The sequence below is a fragment of the Serratia sp. CMO1 genome, from assembly GCF_015689115.1.
GTDB lineage: Bacteria > Pseudomonadota > Gammaproteobacteria > Enterobacterales > Enterobacteriaceae > Serratia > Serratia marcescens.
Window position 1 is genome coordinate 1,457,329 of record NZ_CP065032.1, and the last position, 18,199, is coordinate 1,475,527.

Genomic DNA, 18,199 nt, shown 5'->3' on the forward strand with positions numbered 1-18,199 from the left:
GGGTCAGCTCCGTAATTCGGCAATTTCATCATCGGTCAAATAGCGGATCGGACGATCGCCGAGGGTGAAGATCAGCCGCGCCGCATCTTCCATCTCTTCGGCATTGTCCGCCGCCGCTCGCAGGCTTTTACCGGTCACCACCGGCCCGTGGTTGGCCAGCAAAAAGGCGCGGTGGGTCGGCGCCAGGCGAGCCAGATCCTGCGCCAACCTTTCGTCACCGGGGCGATAGTAGGGCACCACCGGCACCTTGCCGACGCGCATCACCACATAGGGGGTGAACGGTTTGATGGCGTTGTCGACGTCCAGCCCCTGCAGGCAAGAGAGCGCCGTGAGGTAGGTGCAATGCAGGTGCACCACCGCTTTGCATTCAGGATTGTTCAGATACAGCGCTCGGTGAAAGCTGATCTCTTTCGACGGCTTGTCGCCGGAGAGCCAGTCGCCGTTCAGGCTCACTTTAGACAGGCGATCGGCCTGCAGCTCGCCCAGGCAAGAGCCGGTCGGCGTCGCCAGCAGCGCGCCGTCTGGCAGCAACAGCGAGAGGTTGCCGGCGGAACCGGTGGCGTAACCGCGTTGAAAAAACGAGGCGCCGAGGCGCACCATCTCTTCGCGCGCCTGTTGTTCGATGGTCATGGTCATACTGGAAACTCCGTTTGCGCGCGCGCGAAGAAGGCTTCATCGCCAAAATTGCCTGATTTCAGCGCCAGGGAAATCGCCCGATCGCTGGCGCGCACCCAGGGAACGCCGGGGGAAATGCTGGGGCCAATATGGAAGCCGCGAATGCCCAGCGCCTGCGTGACCACGCCGGAGGTTTCTCCGCCGGCGACGATAAAGCGGCTGAATCCCAACTGGCGCAGTTGCACCACCAATTCGGCGAACAACGCCTCCACCGCCTCGCTGGCGGCGCTACCGTGCTGCCGTTGCGTTTGCTGCAGCGCTTCCGGCGCCGCGGTGGCGTAGATCAGCGGGGCAAGCGCCTCCCCGGCGTGATGCTGCGCCCAGTGCGCCAACTCGGCGGCGTAGGCGGCGCGTGCCTGCGGTTCGAGGCAACGGTCGATATCGATGGCCTGCGCCGAAGCGCGCTCGCGATAGTGCGCCACCTGCCGGTTAGTCATCACAGAACACGAGCCCGACAGCACTGCTGCCTTTTCCCCCTGCGGCGCGCCGGCCGCCTCTGCCGCACGATCGCCGCTTTGCGCCCATTGCCGCGCCAGGCCGATCGCCAGGCCTGAACCGCCGGTCACCAGCTTCATCGTTTTCAACGCTTCACCCTGGATGAGCAGATGCCGCTCGTTGAGCGTATCCAGCACCGCGTAGCGCACGCCTTCCTGGGCCAGTTGGCGCAGCTTCTCGCTGACCGCCTCGGCGCCGCGATCCATTTCCGCCGCCGTCACCAGCCCGCAGCGCCCGGCGGCCTGGGATTCCATCAGGCGCAGCAGGTTGCTGTCGGTCATTGGCGTGACCGGGTGATGACGCATGCCGGATTCAGACAGCAGCTGTTCCCCGACGAACAGGTGGCCCTGATAGACCGTGCGGCCGTTTACCGGCAACGCCGGTGAGACAACCGTGAAATTTTCCCCCAGCGCGGTGAGCAGGGCGTCGGTCACCGGGCCGATATTGCCCGGTGCGGTGCTGTCGAAAGTGGAGCAGTATTTGAAGTAGAACTGGCGGCAGCCCTGTTTTTGCAACCAGGCCAGCGCCTGCAACGACAGTTCGACCGCCTGTTCTGCCGGGCAGGAACGCGATTTCAGGCTGATGACCGCCGCCTGTGCATTGATCTGGGTTTCGTCTTGCGGCACGCCGTTCAGCTGCACCGTCGGCAGGCCGTTTTGCACCAGAAAACTGGCGATGTCGGTCGCGCCGGTAAAGTCATCCGCGATTACGCCAAGCAGCATCAGAGCGCCTCCTTTTTCTGCGGCAGATCGATGCCGGTAAAGATTTTGATTACCGCACTGTCATCTTCTTTACCGTAACCGGCGTTGCTGGCGGCAGTAAACATGGTAAAAGCGGTAGAGGCCAGCGGCAGCGGGAAGTGCAGCGCCTTGGCGGTATCCGCCACCAGCCCCAAATCCTTGACGAAGATATCCACCGCCGATTTGGGCGCATAGTCGCCGTCGACCACGTGGCGCATGCGATTTTCGAACATCCAGGAGTTGCCGGCGGCGTGGGTGACCACGTCGTACATCACGTCCAGCGGGATGCCGGCGCGGGCGGCCAGCGCCATAGCTTCCGCTCCGGCGGCGATGTGCACGCCGGCCAACAGCTGATGGATGATTTTTACCGTCGCGCCCAGACCGATCGTCTCGCCGATGCGGTAAACCTTGCCGGCGATGGCGTCCAACACGGGTTGCAGACGCTCGAAGGTGGCGTCGGCGCCGGCGGCCATCACCGTCATCTGGCCTTCCTCCGCCTTGGCCGCTCCGCCGGAAACCGGCGCGTCCAGCATCGGTAGCCCGTAGTCCAGCAGCCGTTGCTCGATCTGTTTGGCGTCATCGGCGGAAATGGTCGAAGAGACCATCACCGCGGTGCCTGGCTTGAGCTTTGGCGCCAGGCCTTGTTCGCCGAACAGGATCTGCTTCACCTGGGCGGCATTCACCACCAGCAGCAGCACGGCGTCCAGCTCGGCCGCGAAGTCGCACGCGCTGGTAGACGTTTGTTTCGCGCCAGCCTGCTGCAGCGTCGCCAGCGCCTGCGGATTCAGGTCCGCCCCGTAGGTGGTCAATCCGGCGCGGAGGCACGAACGCGCCGCGCCCATGCCCATCGCGCCCAGTCCGATGATGCAGACGGCATAATTCCCTGGGTGTGTCATACTGCACTCCTGTTAATTTTAGTGATAATTTGTTTTGTTGTGTTAAATGTAAGCGCTTGTCGATGGTTTATCCGCGATCGATATCACAATAATTAACAATGTGTGAAACGAGTTTTTCGTCTGATTTCTGGCCCGTATCAACATTATTATTATGTTTTTAAATAAGTTTATGTTTACCTGGCCTAACTGCGCGCGTCGTCACGCCGCGAAAAATTAGGGCTATCGGCGAACGAAAATTGACGTAAAATCACAATTATTATCACCGCAGCAACGAGAGGGAACCGTGATACCTGTAGAACGCCATCAACAAATTCTTGCGCTGGTATCCGAACGCGGCGTCGTCAGCATTGCCGAGCTGACCGAACGGCTGGGGGTATCGCACATGACGATCCGCCGTGATTTGCAAAAACTGGAGGAACAGGGCGCGGTGCAGTCGGTCTCGGGCGGCGTGCAGGCGCCCGAGCGGGTGGCGAGCGAACCTTCGCACCAGGCCAAAGAGGGGATGTTCAGCCGGCAGAAACTCGCCATTGGCCGGCTGGCGGCGCGGCAAATTCCCGCCGGCAGCTGTATCTATCTGGATGCCGGCACCACCACGCTGGCGCTGGCGAAACAGATCGGTGAACGTGACGATTTGACGGTGGTGACCAACGACTTTGTCATCGCCGGCTTCCTGATCGAACACAGCCAGTGCAGAATCATCCACACCGGCGGCACCGTGTGCCGGGAAAACCGCTCCTGCGTCGGCGAAGCGGCGGCACAGGCGCTGCGCGGTCTGTTTATCGATCTGGCGTTCATCTCCGCCTCTTCGTGGAGTATGCGCGGCCTGTCGACGCCGAACGAAGACAAGGTGATGGTGAAGAAGGCCATCGTCGAGGCCAGCCGCCGCCGCATTCTGCTCAGCGATACGTCCAAATACGGCAAGGTCGCGACCTACCTGGCGCTGCCGATCGCCGCCTTTGACGCCGTCATTACCGACGAAGGGTTGCCCGCCGCCGCGCGGGAGGCCATTGAGCACGCGGGGATTGCATTGCTGACGGCGGGAGAAGAGGAATAAGAACGAAGCGGGATCAGGATGAAAGTTCGGTATCGATGCCACGTGCGGGCGGTTCACTGGCTTCAACGCCGCCGCGTTCACGCCATTCGCGGCGCCTTTGTTCCCACCACTCTTCGTGGAAAGCTTGCATCTCTTTCAGGCGCTGTTCCTTAACGTGCTGCTGGTAAGTGTGGGATGCTATGGGGGTTACGCGGGATTTCGATGACATAGAGGCCGTCCTTTATAAACTCTATTTTGTATAAATAATGCCCTTTGTGGGCGTATTTTTTCAACAATAAATCATAAATTTTAGCTAATGCTGGCCTTAACGGTGCGCTTAAGATGAGCCTGGCATGATACTGATAGGCAAACTTGAGAAGGGTTTCCCCGATGCCAACTACGAATAAGCGTTCGCGTTGGAAAAGGGTATAACGCATTGCGGTATAGGTATCGAAAGCTGAGCGCCGATGCCTGTCTGCGTCGCTCAACGCCTTAACATCATAAAACTCCAGAGAGAAAGCATTATTGAGGAGAGCCGTGTCCACATACACTGGGGCAAACCAATGGTGCATGTTTTGCCCAATTTTCTTGAAATCCAAATGATAGATGGCCGTTTTACCATCATCTTTTCTGACCGCAATCTGATACCTGTATGTGTCTGCTACCCCTGTATGTGACTCCCTCACATCAATCTCCATGATAAAATCCTTTTTACTATTATTTTTCCTATAGTTATCCCCTTTGTGACGAACAGATTATTAATCGCGGCGGAGACAATCCTCCAGCCGCCGATGAGGGTTGTGCGCAGCGCCGCGCAAAACTAAATGCCGCTGAACCAGTTGTAGCCCTGATCCTCCCAATAGCCGCCCGGATTGACGTCGCTGACGAAGATCGCGGCGATATGTTTGGCGTTTTTGAACCCCAGTTTGGTTGGCACGCGCAGCCGCAGCGGGTAGCCATAGTCCGCCGGCAGCGCCTTGCCGCCGAAATCCAGCGCCAGGATGGTCTGCGGGTGCAGCGCGGTGGCCATGTCGAGGCTGGCGTAGTAACGATCGGCGCATTTGAAGCCGACGTAACCGGCATTCAGATCCGCGCCGACGTGCTGCAGAAAGGTGCGCAGCGGCACGCCGCCCCATTGACCAATGGCGCTCCAGCCCTCAATGCAGATCAGACGCGTGATCTGACTTTGCTGTGGCAGCCGCTGCAGCTGTTCCAGCGTCCAGGGCGCTTTTTTCTCCACTTTCCCCGCGACCTCAAGCCGATAGCCGGCAAGATCGATCTCGGGGACGTTGTATTCCGGGTAAAACGCGTTGAAGGGGAAAGGCTGGGTAATCTGATCGGGGCGGTAAGTTTGCGCCAACCGCTGGCCGCTGAACAGCCAGGCCTGCACCCGGTCGTTCCAGCGCGACATGGCCCACAGCACCTTATCCACCCGATCGCCGTCTTGCAGGTTGCAACCGGTGAGCATGGCGATGCCGCCCAGCGTTAGCCCGGAGCGCAACATCAGCCGGCGTTGCAGATTGACCAACTGCTTTTTTTGGTCCGGTTCCAGCGTCGGCGCGGCTGCCCGCTGTTTTTTCTCATTCATGTTTGCCACCCGTTATCATCGCCCACAGAGTTTTGGGCACGACAGCCACCATAAAGACGTGGATCGCCACGAACAGGCCGATGCCTGCCATGGCGAAAAAATGCACGTAGCGTGCGAAATCGAAGCCGCCAAACAGCGCGACCAATCCCTGCAGCTGAACCGGCTTCCAAATCGCCAGGCCGGACAGCACCAGCAATAGACCCAGCGCCAGTACGCCGAGGTACATCAGTTTCTGAATGGCGTTATAGTGGCCATGCCGGTGGCGCAGGCGCAGCGTCAACGCCAGCCAGATATCCTGCCGCAGCGCGCCGATGCGAAGCGGCAACAGATCGCGGCGAAAATGACCGCTGAACAGGCTCCACAGCAGATAGCAGACGGCGTTGAGCGCCAATAGCCACATCACCGCCAAATGCCAACCAATCGCGCCGCCCAGCCAACCGCCCAGCGTCATCTGCGGCGGAAAGCGGAAATCGAACAGCGGCGAGGCGTTGTAGATTTCCCAACCGCTCATGAACATGCACACCATGGCGAACAGGTTGATCCAATGAGTGATTCGAACCGGCCAGCGATGCACCGGCCGCGACGCGTTGGTTTTCATGGCTTTCCTCCGGTTACATCGGCGGCACGGTGCCGTCTTTGCCGGCGGAAATGCGGGTGGCGACGCGCTGGCCCTTATCGTCGGCGGCGGAGAACAGCACGATGTGCACGCCCGGTTTCAGCAGGCTCAGATCGCCCGGATCCAGCGTCACGATCGGCACGTCTTCCGGCACGACGACGGTTTTCTGCTGGTTGCCGTAGGTGACGGTCAGGGTGCGGCCGTTGGATTTGAGCAGTTTACCGACGGTGCCGTTGGTCATGGTGTCCACTTTGCCGTCGGCGGATTCCCAGGCCGAATGCCCTTCGCCGGTGCCGCGCAGGCTGGCAGCGAACACGTGCACCTCCAGCGCTTTGAGCGTGCCGTCCGGCTGCGGCACGGCGGCGGTGCCGATAAAACTGTCCGGTTTGATGTCGTCCAGCGTGGCTTTGGAAACGCTGAGCACTTTGGTCTGATCGTTCAGCTTGACGCTGAGTGTCTCGCCTTTGCGATCGGTCAGTTGCAGATTGCCGTCGGCAACCTGGCTGATGGTGCCGCGCAGCGGCGCAATCACCTTGCCCGGCGGTTGGGCGGCGGCCAAGCCGCTGGACAGCAGTAATGTGGATAACAATAAACCGGCTATACGATGACGGGTAATCATAACGTTCTCCTGAAATGAGTTTGCCGGTTAAGCATGGTTGACCTACTGGGTCAGCGCCATGGCCGTTTGATGACATTAATGTCATCAAGTTTGTCCGCCGAAACTGCTAGTATTTTTGCAGACGTAACGAGGTGGCGAGCATGCGAATACTGGTTGTTGAAGACGATATCGGCACAGGGGATTACCTGAAGAAAGGGCTGGGTGAGGCGGGCTACGGCGTCGATTTGGCGCGTACCGGCACCGATGGGCTGTTTCGCGCGTTGGAGCAGGATTACGATGCGATCGTGCTCGATGTCATGCTGCCGGGGCTGGACGGCTGGCAGGTCATCGAGGTGCTGCGCAAGAAAAGCGACGTACCGATCCTGTTTCTCACCGCCCGCGACGGCGTGCAGGATCGCATCCACGGTCTGGAGCTGGGCGCGGACGACTATCTTATCAAGCCGTTTTCCTTTACCGAGCTGGTGCTGCGTTTGCGCACCTTGCTGCGCCGCGGGCCGGCGCGCGAAGCCGATCATTACGCCATCGCCGATCTGCAGTTGGACGTATTGCGCCGCCGGGCGGTGCGCCAGGATCAGGTGATCCCGTTGACCAACAAGGAGTTCATGCTGCTGCATCTGCTGGTGCGGCGCGAAGGCGAAGTGCTGTCGCGCACGCAGATAGCCTCTCAGGTGTGGGACATGAATTTCGACAGCGACACCAATGTGGTTGACGTGGCGATCAAACGCCTGCGCGCCAAAATCGACCGGCCGTTCGACGTCAAGCTGATCCACAGCGTGCGCGGCATCGGCTATGTTTGCGAGCCGCGCTCGTGAACGCCCGCGCTTCACGTCGGCCGGTGTCGCTGACGCTGCGCACCGCCATGTTGTTCGCGCTGGTGGCCGCCTGCGTGGTGAGCGGGACGGGCTGGTATCTGTTTGGCGCCATGCGTCAGGAAATGACGCTCCGCAGCGATCTGCAGGTGACCGGGCGCATCGAGTATTTCCGCCATTTACTGGGGCAGCGCTTTCCTTTGGCGCGTCTGACCGCCAATAACGGCCTGTTCGAAAATATGCTGGGCAATGAACAGGACGTGCTGATTTTCCAAATCCCGGGGCAAAAGCCGCTCATCAATGTGAATCCGGCCAGGGTGGCCCTGCCGCCGATCGCGCCGACGCCGCCCGAACAGGCGCAGACGCTGGCCGCCGTGCGCGGCGGGGAAACGGCGCAGGGGGTGCCGCTGCGCGCGGCGTCGGCGATGGTGCGCCTGGAAGACGGCAGTTTGCTGCAGATCTCCGCCGCGCACGTCATGGTCAATGAGCAGAAGATGCTGGCGCGTTACCGGTGGCGTATTGTCGCGGCGGTCATTGTGGCTTTCCTGCTGATTGCGCTGCTGGGCTATGGGGTCATGCGCCGGGGATTGAAGCCGCTATGGCGCATGGCGGCGCAGGCGTCGCAGATCGCGCCCAATACATTGTCGACGCGCCTCAGCGAACAGGGGGCGCCGAAGGAGTTACAGCAGCTGACCCGTTCGTTCAATGCGATGCTCGATCGGTTGAATGAAGGTTATCAGCGGCTGACGCAGTTTTCCGCCGATCTGGCCCATGAGATCCGCACCCCGGTGGGCGCGTTGATGGGCCAGTGTCAGGTGGCGCTGTATCAACCCCGCAGCGTGGAGGAGTACGAAACCCTATTGTCGGACAATATGGATGAGCTGGAGCGTATTTCGCGCATGGTGGAAAACATCCTGTTTCTGGCGCGCGCCGGTGAGGCGCAGTCCGCGCTGAACTACAGTCGTCTGGATGTGGCGGCAGAGCTGCGGCGGGTGGCGGATTACTTCGAAGGGCTGGCGGAAGAACGCGGCATCGCGCTGAGCTGCGAGGGGGAAGGCGAGCTGAAGGCGGACGCGATGTTGTTCCAGCGGGCGCTGAGCAACCTGGTGGCCAACGCGGTGCGTTATGCCGACGAAAACAGCCTGATCGTCCTGCGGGCTGAACGGCGCGCCGATGCCTGGTGGGTGCAGGTCATCAATCAGGGGCCGCCGATCGCGCCGGCACAGCTGGAAAAACTGTTCGATCGTTTCTACCGCGCCGATCCCGCGCGCAGCGCCGGCAGCCACGCCAGCGGCCTCGGGCTGTCTATCGTACGCGCCATCATGATGCTGCACGGCGGTGAGGTGCGCGCCGAATGTACCGGGCGCGCGTCTGCCGCCAGCCTCATTTTCAGCCTGCGGTTCCCGCTCGCGCAATAACCGTTGTGCCGGACTCACGCGGCGGAATGGCAAAGCGGAAGCAGGCGCCGCTTTGCGGTTGTTCAATCAGTTGGATGTCGCTGTCGTGCAGTTGCAGAATGCGCCGCACGATCATTAACCCCAGCCCGCCGGCGGGGCGTTGGGCGCCGCTCAGGATCGACGGCCGCACGAACAGATCGGCGCGCAGCGTCTGCGGAATGCCGGGGCCGCTGTCGCTGACCTGCACCATCACCCGACCTTCCTGCCGCCACAGCCGCACGCCAATGTCGCCGCCGGGCGGCGAATGGCGAATGGCGTTGTCCAGCAGGTTGGTCAGCACCCGCTCAATCATGCTGAGATCGGCGAACACCGGCGGAATGCCGGGAGCGATGTCGGCGTGCAGCCGCTGATTGCGCGCCTCCGCCGCCAGCTCGAACTTCTGGAACACGTCTTGCAGCAGTTCGCTGAGAGAGAAGGGTTCTTTCTGCGGTTTCACCACGCCGTACTCCAGCCGCGCCAGCTCGAACAGCTCCTGCGCCAGCTTGCCCACCTTGCGGCTCTGCGCCAGCGCGATCTCCAGATAGCGGCGCCGTTCGGTGTCGCTCAGGGCGGCGGCCTTGACCGACAGCGTTTCCAGATAGCCGTGCAGCGAGGTGAGCGGGGTGCGCAGATCGTGCGAGACGTTGGCGATGAATTCGCGCCGCAGCCGATCCTGCTGCGCCAGCGTTTGCCACTGTTCGGCGAGACGCTGCGCCATGCGGTGAAAGGCCTGTTGCAACTGACTGACCTCGTCGCGCCCGGCCGGCGCCGCCGGCAGCGCCGCGTAGGCCTGCACTGCCTCGATGCCGCCGCTGTCCAGCGCATTGACCTGGCGGGTCAGGCGCCGGATGGGGCGAGTGACCCAGTAAAACGCGAAACCGCCGGCCAGCAGGCTGAACAGCACCATCACCCCGGAGGTCCACAGCGCCATCCTGACCGCCGAGTTGAACTGGGCGTTGCTGGCCAGCGCCGTGTACTCCTCACCGAGCAAGACCACATACAGGTAACCTTCGATCCGGCCGTCGACCTTCAGCGGCGCAACGCTGAACACCTTGCGCCCGTCCGCACTGCGCGGATCGTCGCCGTACACCGGCATCTGCGCGCCATCGAGCAGCGCCTGCAGCGGCACCAGCGCGACCCGCTGCCGCTTCAGATGCCCGGCCGGCGCGGCGTTGCCGATGATTGCGCCCTGCTTGTCGAGCAGATAAACCTCAACGCTGGGGTTCACCGCCATCAGCTGATCGAACAGGGTATGCACCGCCTGCGGATCCGGCCCGTTCACCCCCAGCAGCGGATTGCTGTCGGCGATATGCTGCGCCAGGTTGCCGGACAGGCGCTGGATCACCGCCTGGCTGTACTGGGTATTGCTGCGCACCTGCATCCAGCCGGAAAAGGCGCAGCCGATGACGATCAGCAGCGCGAAGATCAGCGTGAGGCGCTGCGCTAACGTAAGGTTTTTCATGGCTCACTCTTGCGGCGCGGCCGCGAATTTATAGCCCATGCCCCACACCGTGAGGATGCGCTCGGGTTCCGCCGGATTGCGCTCAATCTTGATGCGCAGCCGGTTGATATGGGTGTTGACGGTGTGCTCATACCCTTCGTGCTGATAGCCCCAGACCTGATTCAACAGGCTGAGGCGCGAGAACACCTGGCCCGGGTGGCGGGCGAAAAAGTACAGCAGGTCGAATTCGCGCGGCGTCAGCTCGATCGGCTGTTGGTGCAGGCGCACCTCGCGGGCGATAGGATCGATGGTCAGATCGTTGAAGCTGAGCGCGCCGGCGTCCATGCGCAGGTTGCGGCTCATCGCCTCCTGGCGGCGAAACAGCGCCTTGACCCGCGCCACCAGCTCCAGCATAGAAAAGGGTTTGGCCAGATAGTCGTCGGCGCCCAGCTCCAGCCCCAGCACACGGTGCACCTCGCTGGAGCGCGCGCTGGTGATGATGATCGGCGTGTAGCGCGTCATGGTGCGCGCCCGGCGGCAAATCTCCAATCCGTCCACGCCCGGCAGCATCAGATCGAGGATCAAGGCGTCCCAGCCGCCCTGTTCCAGCATCGCCATGCCCTGATTGCCGTCGGCGGCGTGGCTGATGGCGTAACCCTCGTCACGCAGATGCAGCTGCAGCAGCTCGGCGATGTCGCCGTCGTCTTCGACGATCAAAATTCGTTTTGGCTTGTCCATTCTCATTACCGCTGATTGCCCGATTCTCTCTGAAGTCTACACAACCGCCATCGGCGGAGTTATCACATTTTATTTAACTCTGCGTGAGGTCTTGGGGAACAAATCCGGGGAATACTCGGTTCATCGCATCGTTAGCTGGCAGGAATCGTTATGAGCCTCACTCTCACCCCGGAACAACGACAGACCGTACATCCGCTGTGGCTGCGGTTAACGCATTGGCTGAATGCGCTGGCGATGCTGATCATGGTGACCAGCGGCTGGCGCATCTACAACGCCTCGCCGCTGTTCAACTTCAGCTTTTTCAACGAGCTGACGCTCGGCGGCTGGCTGGGCGGCGCGCTGCAGTGGCACTTCGCCGGCATGTGGCTGTTTGGCGTCAACGGGCTGTGCTACCTGCTGCTTAACCTGACCAGCGGGCGTTTCAAACGCAAATATTGGCCGCTCAGCCCGAAGCAGTTTCTCGCCGATGTTGGCGCGGCGTTGCGCGGCCGGTTGCAGCACGCCGATCTGCGCCACTACAACATGGTGCAGCGCGTGGCCTATCTGTCGGTGATGCTCCTTGGTGTGCTGAGCGCGCTGTCCGGACTGGTGCTGTGGAAATCGGTGCAGTTTCCACTGCTGCGCACGCTGCTCGGCGGCTATGAAGCGGCGCGCTATATCCACTTTTTCACCATGTCGGCGCTGGTGGCCTTCGTCGCGATCCATCTGGTGATGGTGGCGCTGGTGCCCCGCACGCTGTTGGCCATGCTGCGCGGACGCTAAGGAGTGAATGATGGAAAAGGATAAACAAATCATGACGATCGTTGAAGGGCAGGCGATCGTCAAAGAAGCGCAGCGCTTGTTGACCGCGTCATCCCGCCGCCGCTTTCTGCGCAACGGCCTGACGTTGGGCGGTATCGCCATGCTTACCGGCTGCGATCTCAGCGGCAACGCCAACGTCGAGCAGGCGTTGAGCCGCATTTCGCGCCTCAACGATCGGGTGCAGGGCTGGCTGTTCAACGGCGATCGTTTGGCGCCGGTCTACCCGGAGTCGATGATCACCCGGCCATTCCCGTTCAACGCCTTTTACGCCGAGGAGGACGCGCCCGACATCAACGGCGACGACTATCGGCTGGAGGTGGCGGGGTTGGTGCAGGACAAGCGCGCCTGGAGCCTGCCGCAGCTGCATCGGATGGCGCAGGTCAGCCAGGTGACGCGTCATATTTGCGTCGAGGGTTGGAGCGCTATCGGCAAGTGGGGCGGCGTGCCGTTCGCCACCTTTCTCAAGGCGATCGGCGCGGATCTGAGCGCCCGCTACGTCAGCTTCAAATGCGCCGACGACTACTACACCAGTATCGACATGGCCACCGCGTTGCATCCGCAGACGATTATCGCGCTGACCTACGACGGCCAGATCTTGCCGCGCAAGTACGGCTACCCGATGAAGCTGCGCATGCCGACCAAGCTGGGCTACAAGAATCCGAAGCACATTCAGGTGATCGAGGTCACCAACCGCTTCCCGGGCGGTTACTGGGAAGACCAGGGTTACAACTGGTTTGGCGGCAGCTGAGGCGGCCGCCGGCCATTCTCCGGCACTCCGGTGCCTTTGACATGACGGAAGGAAATACCATGAAAAAGTTATTCGCAATGATGATGTGCAGCGCGCTGATGCTGGGCGTGGCCGGCGCCAACGCCGCGGACGGCATGAGCAAAGACGCGATGAAAAAGGACGGCATGAGCCAGATGTCGCACGACGGCATGGCGAAAGATGGGATGAAGAAAGAGTGCATGGGCAAGGACTGCATGAAGAAAGACAAGATGGGGAAAGACGCCATGAAAAAGGATGGCATGGCGAAAGACGGTATGGCCAAAGACGGCATGAAGAAAGACGAAATGAAAAAGGACGCGATGGGGCAGTAAGCCGCCGTACCCCGCGGCCGCAAGCGGCAAACCGCGGCGGCCGCGGGCAACATAAGGAGAGAGGATGATGCTGGCGACATGGCTGAGGCGCTTTCGGCGCTCGAACGGGGACGTTATCTTTATGCGCGCGGCGCTGGTGGTGATCTTCGCCGCCTTCGGCTACGCCAAGTGGTTTGATTACGAAGCGCAGGGACTGGTGCTACTGATCGGCAACAGCCCGCTGCTGAGCTGGATGCACCAGGCGTTCGGCATCCGCGGCGCCAGCTATGCGCTGGGCGTCGCCGAGTGGAGCTTCGGTTTGCTGCTGCTGGCGGGATTCTGGTCGCGGCGGCTGGGGTTGCTGGGGGCGATCGGATCGACGGTGACCTACCTGACCACGCTGACGCTGATCTTTTCCACGCCGGGCGCCTGGGAGCCCTCCGCCGGCGGTTTTCCCGCCATGGCCGGCGCCACCAGCTTTTTAATCAAGGATCTGGTGTTGCTGGCCGGTTCCCTGGTGCTGTTGAAAGCCGATTTGCCGGCCGAGCAGGCATAAAAAAGGGCGTAGCCTGGCTACGCCCTCTCGTTATTGATTGACCGTCACATATCCGGGAAGGTCAGGGTGCCCCCCGGCGCTTCGCGATGAATGTGCAGGAAGTTCAGGTGCTTCTCATACTGGTCGAGGATATCGCCAATCACCTGTTCCTTGCTGTAGTCCATCAGGTCGTTGCCCTGGGTGCCTTCCATCAGGAAGGTTTCCAGCCGGTAGTAGTGCGACTTGCCGGAGCGGGCGCGGTAGGTGAAGCCCGGCACCGAGTAGCGCATCGGCCAGATCTGATAGATGAAGTTCTGTTCCTCGCCCAAGTGCACCAGCAGCTCCAGGTGGTTCAGGCGTTCGTCTTCGGTCGGCGGCACTTCGCTGAACTCCACTTTCGCGCCGCGCAACTCCAGCTCGCGCGCCACGTCCTGCATCGCCGGACGGCAAACCTTATCCAACATTTTCTGCGTGTACTGCGTGCCCGGGTAGTTCATCACCCGCGACAGACGCTGTTTCCAGTTGAGCACGTCGTGGCTGGAGACCGGCACCGGCGCCAGGGTGCTGAGCGCGCTGGCCTTGCGGTAGTCTTCCACCCGCAGCGATTTATACAGCCCGGCCATCACGAAGAAGATCACGAAGCTGAACGGCAGGCCCATGATTACCGTGGTTTTCTGCAGCGCCGGCACGCCGTCGGTCATCAGCATGCCGATGGTCAGCAGGCCGATGGCCACCGACCAGAAAATCCGCAGCCAGTTCGGCGCATCATTATTGATGTCGGCCAGGCGCGAGGTGAAGTTGCCCAACACCAGCGAGCCGGAGTCCGCCGAGGTGACGTAGAACAGCAGGCCGGTGATGGTGGCCACCGAGGCGCTGAAGGTGAAGCCGGGGTATTGCGCCAGCAGGCTGTAGAAGCCGCGCTCCGGGAACTGCATCACTTCCTGAGCAAACTCGGCGTTGCCGTGGATGATCTGGTACAGCGCGCTGTTGCCGAAGATAGACAGCCACAGCAGGGTAAACACGAACGGTATGATCAGCGTGCCGACCACGAACTGACGAATGGTGCGCCCGCGCGAGATGCGCGCCAGGAACAGGCCGACGAACGGCGACCACGCCACCCACCAGGCCCAGAAGAACAGCGTCCAGTTGTTCATCCACTCCACCGGCCGATCGAAGGCGAAGCTGTTGAGCGTCATGCCCATAAAGCGGTTGACGTAATCGCCGACGTTAAGCACCAGCGCGTTGAGCAGGAACTCGGTGTCGCCGAAGAACAACACGAACAGGATCAGACCCAGCGCCAGCAGCACGTTCAGCTCGGACAGGATGCGGATGCCCTTGTTGACGCCGGAAGTCACCGAGATGGTGGCCATGATCACCGACAGCAGGATCAGCGAGCCCTGCACCGTCAGGTTTTCCGGGATCTCGAACAATACCTTGAGGCCGTAGTTGAGCTGCACCACGCCGATGCCCAGCGTGGTGGCGATGCCGAAGATGGTGCCGAGCACCGCGGCGATGTCCACGCTGTGGCCGATCGGGCCGTTGATGCGCTTACCGAAGATCGGGTACAGCGCCGAGCGGATGGTCAGCGGCAGATTGTAGCGATAGCTGAAGTAGCCGAGGGCGATGCCCATCAGCGCATACATCGACCAGCCGGTCAGGCCGTAGTGGAACAGCGTCCAGACCATCGCCTGGCGCGCGGCCTCCAGCGTTTGCGCGTCGCCTTCCGGCGGCATCATGTACTGGGTCACCGGCTCGGCGACCGAGAAGAACATCAGGTCGATGCCGATGCCGGCGGCGAACAGCATCGCCGCCCAACTCATCAGGCTGAACTCCGGTTTGGACTGTTCCGGCCCGAGCTTGATGGAACCGAAGCGCGAGGCGGCGATAAACACCACGAACACGATGTACAGCGTCGCCGCCAGCAGGTAGTACCAACCGAAGGTGGTCGATACCCAATTCAGCGTGCGGGTGATCCACTGCCCGGAGAAGTCGGTGAAAAAGATGGTCATCAGCGAGAAGGCCAGGATCAGCCCCGCCGAGGTGAAGAAAACCACAGGGTTGAGGCGGTCCTGCTGCGGTTTGGAGGAGGTTTCGCGTGTTGTCATCGTCATCCTCTGAACTGAGTAAAATCGTGCCGCTCCGCATTTCGGGGCGCGTTGGCGCCGCCGGAAAACGGGCGAATGAAGGCGGCGACCATCCCCATGGGAATGGCCTGAGTAACGCCGCTTTCGCCTGTTGCTGAAGCACCGGAGCGCTTCGCGGCGGGAACCGCTTACAGCCACTGATTTTGGTCAGATTCGTTAATTACCTCACAAAAATCAGCCAGTTCCACAACCAGATAGTACAAATTTTTAACCAGGCGGCAATAAAATATATGCAATTTTTATTGAACGTTCAATCAAAAAAAAGTTTAATAGTCCTCATGATGACCTGAATCACGGGCGAAACGGCAGTGAAATTTGCCCGCTGAGATAAGGCCGAAGTCGGTTTTGTGAGAGTCGAAATATGCCAAAGGTAGGAATGCAGCCAATCAGAAGGCAGCAGTTGATTGATGCCACGCTCGCCGCGGTAAACGAAGTGGGAATGCATGACGCCACCATCGCGCAGATTGCGCGGCGGGCCGGCGTTTCCAACGGCATCATCAGCCATTATTTCAAGGACAAGAACGGCCTGCTGGAAGCCACGATGCGCTATCTGATCAGCCATCTGGGCAAGGCGGTGAAATTGCGCTTGCAGGCGCTCACCGATAACAGCCCGGCGGCGCGGCTGCAGGCGATCGTCGCCGGCAACTTCGACGACAGCCAGATCAACAGCGCGGCGATGAAGACCTGGCTGGCCTTTTGGGCCAGCAGCCTGCACCAGCCGCAGCTCAACCGGCTGCAGCAGGTGAACGGCCGCCGGCTTTATTCCAACCTGTGCGCCGAGTTTCGCCGCGTCATGCCGCAGCCGCAGGCGCGGTTGGCGGCCAAGGGGCTGGCGGCGCTGATCGATGGGCTGTGGCTGCGCAGCGCGCTGCGCGGTTCGGCGTTCAATCAGGCGCAGGCGCTGGCGCTCACGACCGAATACATCACGTTCCAACTCCGGGGGCAAACGCCGCCCGGAGGCTAACTCAAGGAGATCCTATGTCCCGTTTTGGCTTGCAGAAGCTCTATATTCATGGCGCCTATGTAGACAGCACCGCTGGAAAAACCTTCAACGCCATTAATCCGGCGAACGGCGAAGTTCTGGCTGAAGTCCAGTCCGCCGGCGCTGAAGACGTCGATCGTGCGGTGGCCAGCGCGGCCAGCGGGCAGAAGGTGTGGGCGGCGATGACGGCGATGGCGCGTTCGCGCATCCTGCGTCGCGCGGTGGATATTCTGCGCGAGCGCAACGATGAGCTGGCGGCGCTGGAAACGCTGGATACCGGTAAAGCGATGTCGGAAACCACCGCGGTGGACATCGTCACCGGCGCCGACGTGCTGGAGTACTACGCCGGCCTGATCCCGGCCATTGAAGGCGAGCAGATCCCGCTGCGCGATACCTCGTTCGTCTACACACGCCGCGAACCGCTGGGCGTGGTGGCCGGCATCGGCGCCTGGAACTACCCGATTCAGATCGCGCTGTGGAAGTCCGCGCCGGCCCTGGCGGCGGGCAATGCGATGATTTTCAAACCGAGTGAAGTCACGTCGCTGACGGCGCTGAAGCTGGCGGAAATCTACACCGAAGCCGGCCTGCCGGACGGCGTGTTCAACGTGGTGACCGGCAGCGGCGCGGAGGTGGGGCAGTACCTGACCGACCATCCGGGCATCGCCAAAGTCTCTTTCACCGGCGGGGTGAAAACCGGCAAGAAGGTGATGGCCAACGCGTCGGGTTCGACGCTGAAGGAAGTCACCATGGAACTGGGCGGCAAGTCGCCGCTGATTATCTTCGACGACGCCGATCTGGATCGCGCCGCCGATATCGCCATGATGGCCAACTTCTACAGTTCCGGCCAGGTGTGCACCAACGGCACCCGCGTCTTCGTGCCGGCGGCGCTGCAGGCGCAGTTTGAGGCGAAAATTCTCGAGCGCGTGAAACGCATTCGCCTCGGCGATCCGACCGATCCGCAAACCAACTTCGGGCCGCTGGTCAGCTTCGCGCACATGGAATCGGTGCTGCGCTTTATCGAGAGCGGCAAAAACAGCGGCGCGCGCCTGCTGTGCGGCGGCGAACGCGTCACCCACGGCGAATTCGGCAAGGGCGCTTATGTGGCGCCGACGGTATTCAGCGACTGCCGCGACGACATGGAAATCGTGCGCGAAGAGATCTTCGGACCGGTGATGAGCATCCTCAGCTACCAGAGCGAAGAGGAAGTGGTGCGCCGCGCCAACGACACCACCTTCGGCCTGGCCGCGGGCGTGGTGACCCACGATCTGGCCCGCGCGCACCGCGTGATCCACCAACTGGAAGCCGGCATTTGCTGGATCAACACCTGGGGCGAGTCGGCGGCGGAAATGCCGGTCGGCGGCTACAAGCAGTCCGGCGTTGGCCGCGAGAACGGCCTGACCACGCTGGAGCACTACACCCAGATCAAATCGGTGCAGGTCGAGCTGGGCGAATACGCCTCGGTATTTTAACTATCCCCGTCGTCTTTCCAGCTACAGCGTTGTTGGCTGCGAGCGCAGACCCCAGTCACTTACTTGAGTAAGCTCCTGGGGCTCTGCGCCCTTGCCGGCTAGCTG

General features: G+C 61.4%; 19 protein-coding genes. 9 read left to right on the forward strand and 10 right to left on the reverse strand.

Features of this window, described 5'->3' with window-relative positions:
- Positions 1-3: 3 nt before the first annotated feature.
- The 3 genes from IT763_RS06920 to ltnD are packed head-to-tail and all read right to left on the reverse strand — an operon-like array spanning position 4 to position 2,806.
- Positions 4-636, reverse strand: coding sequence for an aldolase (locus IT763_RS06920; protein ID WP_371811605.1), 633 nt, complete (start codon positions 634-636; stop codon positions 4-6).
- Positions 633-1,892 (reverse strand): 3-oxo-tetronate kinase, encoded by a 1,260-nt coding sequence (gene otnK / locus IT763_RS06925; RefSeq protein ID WP_305792054.1) that lies wholly within the window; start codon positions 1,890-1,892, stop codon positions 633-635. The genes IT763_RS06920 and otnK overlap by 4 nt, the downstream gene beginning before the upstream one ends.
- Positions 1,892-2,806 carry an L-threonate dehydrogenase gene (gene ltnD / locus IT763_RS06930; protein ID WP_143778748.1) on the reverse strand — a complete coding sequence of 305 codons (915 nt, stop codon included), beginning with the start codon at positions 2,804-2,806 and terminating at the stop codon, positions 1,892-1,894. The genes otnK and ltnD overlap by 1 nt, the downstream gene beginning before the upstream one ends.
- Positions 2,807-3,089: 283 nt before the next feature.
- Between ltnD and ygbI the strand changes: the two genes are divergently transcribed.
- Positions 3,090-3,860: a DNA-binding transcriptional repressor YgbI gene (ygbI, locus tag IT763_RS06935; protein WP_206195289.1), complete on the forward strand. Its 771-nt coding sequence runs from the start codon at positions 3,090-3,092 to the stop codon at positions 3,858-3,860.
- Positions 3,861-4,009: 149 nt separating this feature from the next.
- Here ygbI and IT763_RS06940 read toward each other — a convergent pair whose 3' ends face one another.
- From IT763_RS06940 to IT763_RS06955, 4 genes are all read right to left on the reverse strand, one after another.
- The gene (locus IT763_RS06940; protein ID WP_143778750.1) at positions 4,010-4,537 is read right to left on the reverse strand and encodes a hypothetical protein; all 528 of its coding nucleotides are present in this window, start codon (positions 4,535-4,537) and stop codon (positions 4,010-4,012) included.
- Between the two features lie 122 nt (positions 4,538-4,659).
- The gene (locus IT763_RS06945) at positions 4,660-5,427 is read right to left on the reverse strand and encodes a molybdopterin-dependent oxidoreductase (protein WP_033640918.1); all 768 of its coding nucleotides are present in this window, start codon (positions 5,425-5,427) and stop codon (positions 4,660-4,662) included.
- A complete protein-coding gene (locus IT763_RS06950) occupies positions 5,420-6,025 on the reverse strand; it encodes a cytochrome b/b6 domain-containing protein (protein WP_048795952.1) in 606 nt (201 codons plus the stop codon). Before IT763_RS06950 ends, IT763_RS06945 begins: the two co-directional genes overlap by 8 nt.
- 13 nt (positions 6,026-6,038) lie before the next feature.
- Positions 6,039-6,662, reverse strand: coding sequence for a hypothetical protein (locus IT763_RS06955; protein WP_049299846.1), 624 nt, complete (start codon positions 6,660-6,662; stop codon positions 6,039-6,041).
- Between the two features lie 140 nt (positions 6,663-6,802).
- On the opposite strand from IT763_RS06955, the gene IT763_RS06960 reads away from it, so the two are divergent.
- Both IT763_RS06960 and IT763_RS06965 read left to right on the forward strand, forming a co-directional pair.
- Complete coding sequence (locus IT763_RS06960) at positions 6,803-7,474, forward strand: heavy metal response regulator transcription factor (RefSeq protein WP_016928497.1); 672 nt, start codon at positions 6,803-6,805, stop codon at positions 7,472-7,474.
- Positions 7,471-8,889, forward strand: a complete 1,419-nt coding sequence (locus IT763_RS06965; protein WP_206195290.1) for a heavy metal sensor histidine kinase — start codon at positions 7,471-7,473, stop codon at positions 8,887-8,889. The genes IT763_RS06960 and IT763_RS06965 overlap by 4 nt, the downstream gene beginning before the upstream one ends.
- Here the strand turns inward: IT763_RS06965 and IT763_RS06970 are convergent.
- Both IT763_RS06970 and IT763_RS06975 read right to left on the reverse strand, forming a co-directional pair.
- Complete coding sequence (locus tag IT763_RS06970) at positions 8,861-10,369, reverse strand: HAMP domain-containing sensor histidine kinase (RefSeq protein WP_206195291.1); 1,509 nt, start codon at positions 10,367-10,369, stop codon at positions 8,861-8,863. The genes IT763_RS06965 and IT763_RS06970 overlap by 29 nt on opposite strands.
- A 3-nt stretch (positions 10,370-10,372) precedes the next feature.
- Positions 10,373-11,086, reverse strand: a complete 714-nt coding sequence (locus tag IT763_RS06975; protein WP_016928494.1) for a response regulator transcription factor — start codon at positions 11,084-11,086, stop codon at positions 10,373-10,375.
- Between the two features lie 150 nt (positions 11,087-11,236).
- Between IT763_RS06975 and IT763_RS06980 the strand changes: the two genes are divergently transcribed.
- From IT763_RS06980 to IT763_RS06995, 4 genes are all read left to right on the forward strand, one after another.
- The gene (locus IT763_RS06980) at positions 11,237-11,848 is read left to right on the forward strand and encodes a cytochrome b/b6 domain-containing protein (RefSeq protein WP_049299843.1); all 612 of its coding nucleotides are present in this window, start codon (positions 11,237-11,239) and stop codon (positions 11,846-11,848) included.
- A gap of 10 nt (positions 11,849-11,858) precedes the next feature.
- Entirely contained in the window at positions 11,859-12,635 is a 777-nt protein-coding gene (locus tag IT763_RS06985; protein WP_049299842.1) for a molybdopterin-dependent oxidoreductase, read from the forward strand.
- A gap of 59 nt (positions 12,636-12,694) precedes the next feature.
- Complete coding sequence (locus tag IT763_RS06990; protein WP_016928491.1) at positions 12,695-12,985, forward strand: pentapeptide MXKDX repeat protein; 291 nt, start codon at positions 12,695-12,697, stop codon at positions 12,983-12,985.
- Positions 12,986-13,049: 64 nt separating this feature from the next.
- A complete protein-coding gene (locus tag IT763_RS06995; RefSeq protein ID WP_176063490.1) occupies positions 13,050-13,520 on the forward strand; it encodes a YkgB family protein in 471 nt (156 codons plus the stop codon).
- 44 nt (positions 13,521-13,564) lie between these two features.
- Here the strand turns inward: IT763_RS06995 and IT763_RS07000 are convergent, their stop codons facing one another.
- Positions 13,565-15,604: a choline transporter gene (locus IT763_RS07000; protein ID WP_004939112.1), complete on the reverse strand. Its 2,040-nt coding sequence runs from the start codon at positions 15,602-15,604 to the stop codon at positions 13,565-13,567.
- Positions 15,605-16,004: 400 nt separating this feature from the next.
- Here IT763_RS07000 and betI point away from each other — a divergent pair, with 400 nt between their 5' ends.
- Both betI and betB read left to right on the forward strand, forming a co-directional pair.
- The gene (gene betI, locus IT763_RS07005; protein WP_206195292.1) at positions 16,005-16,607 is read left to right on the forward strand and encodes a transcriptional regulator BetI; all 603 of its coding nucleotides are present in this window, start codon (positions 16,005-16,007) and stop codon (positions 16,605-16,607) included.
- A gap of 14 nt (positions 16,608-16,621) precedes the next feature.
- A complete protein-coding gene (gene betB, locus IT763_RS07010; RefSeq protein ID WP_016928486.1) occupies positions 16,622-18,094 on the forward strand; it encodes a betaine-aldehyde dehydrogenase in 1,473 nt (490 codons plus the stop codon).
- Positions 18,095-18,199: the final 105 nt, after the last annotated feature.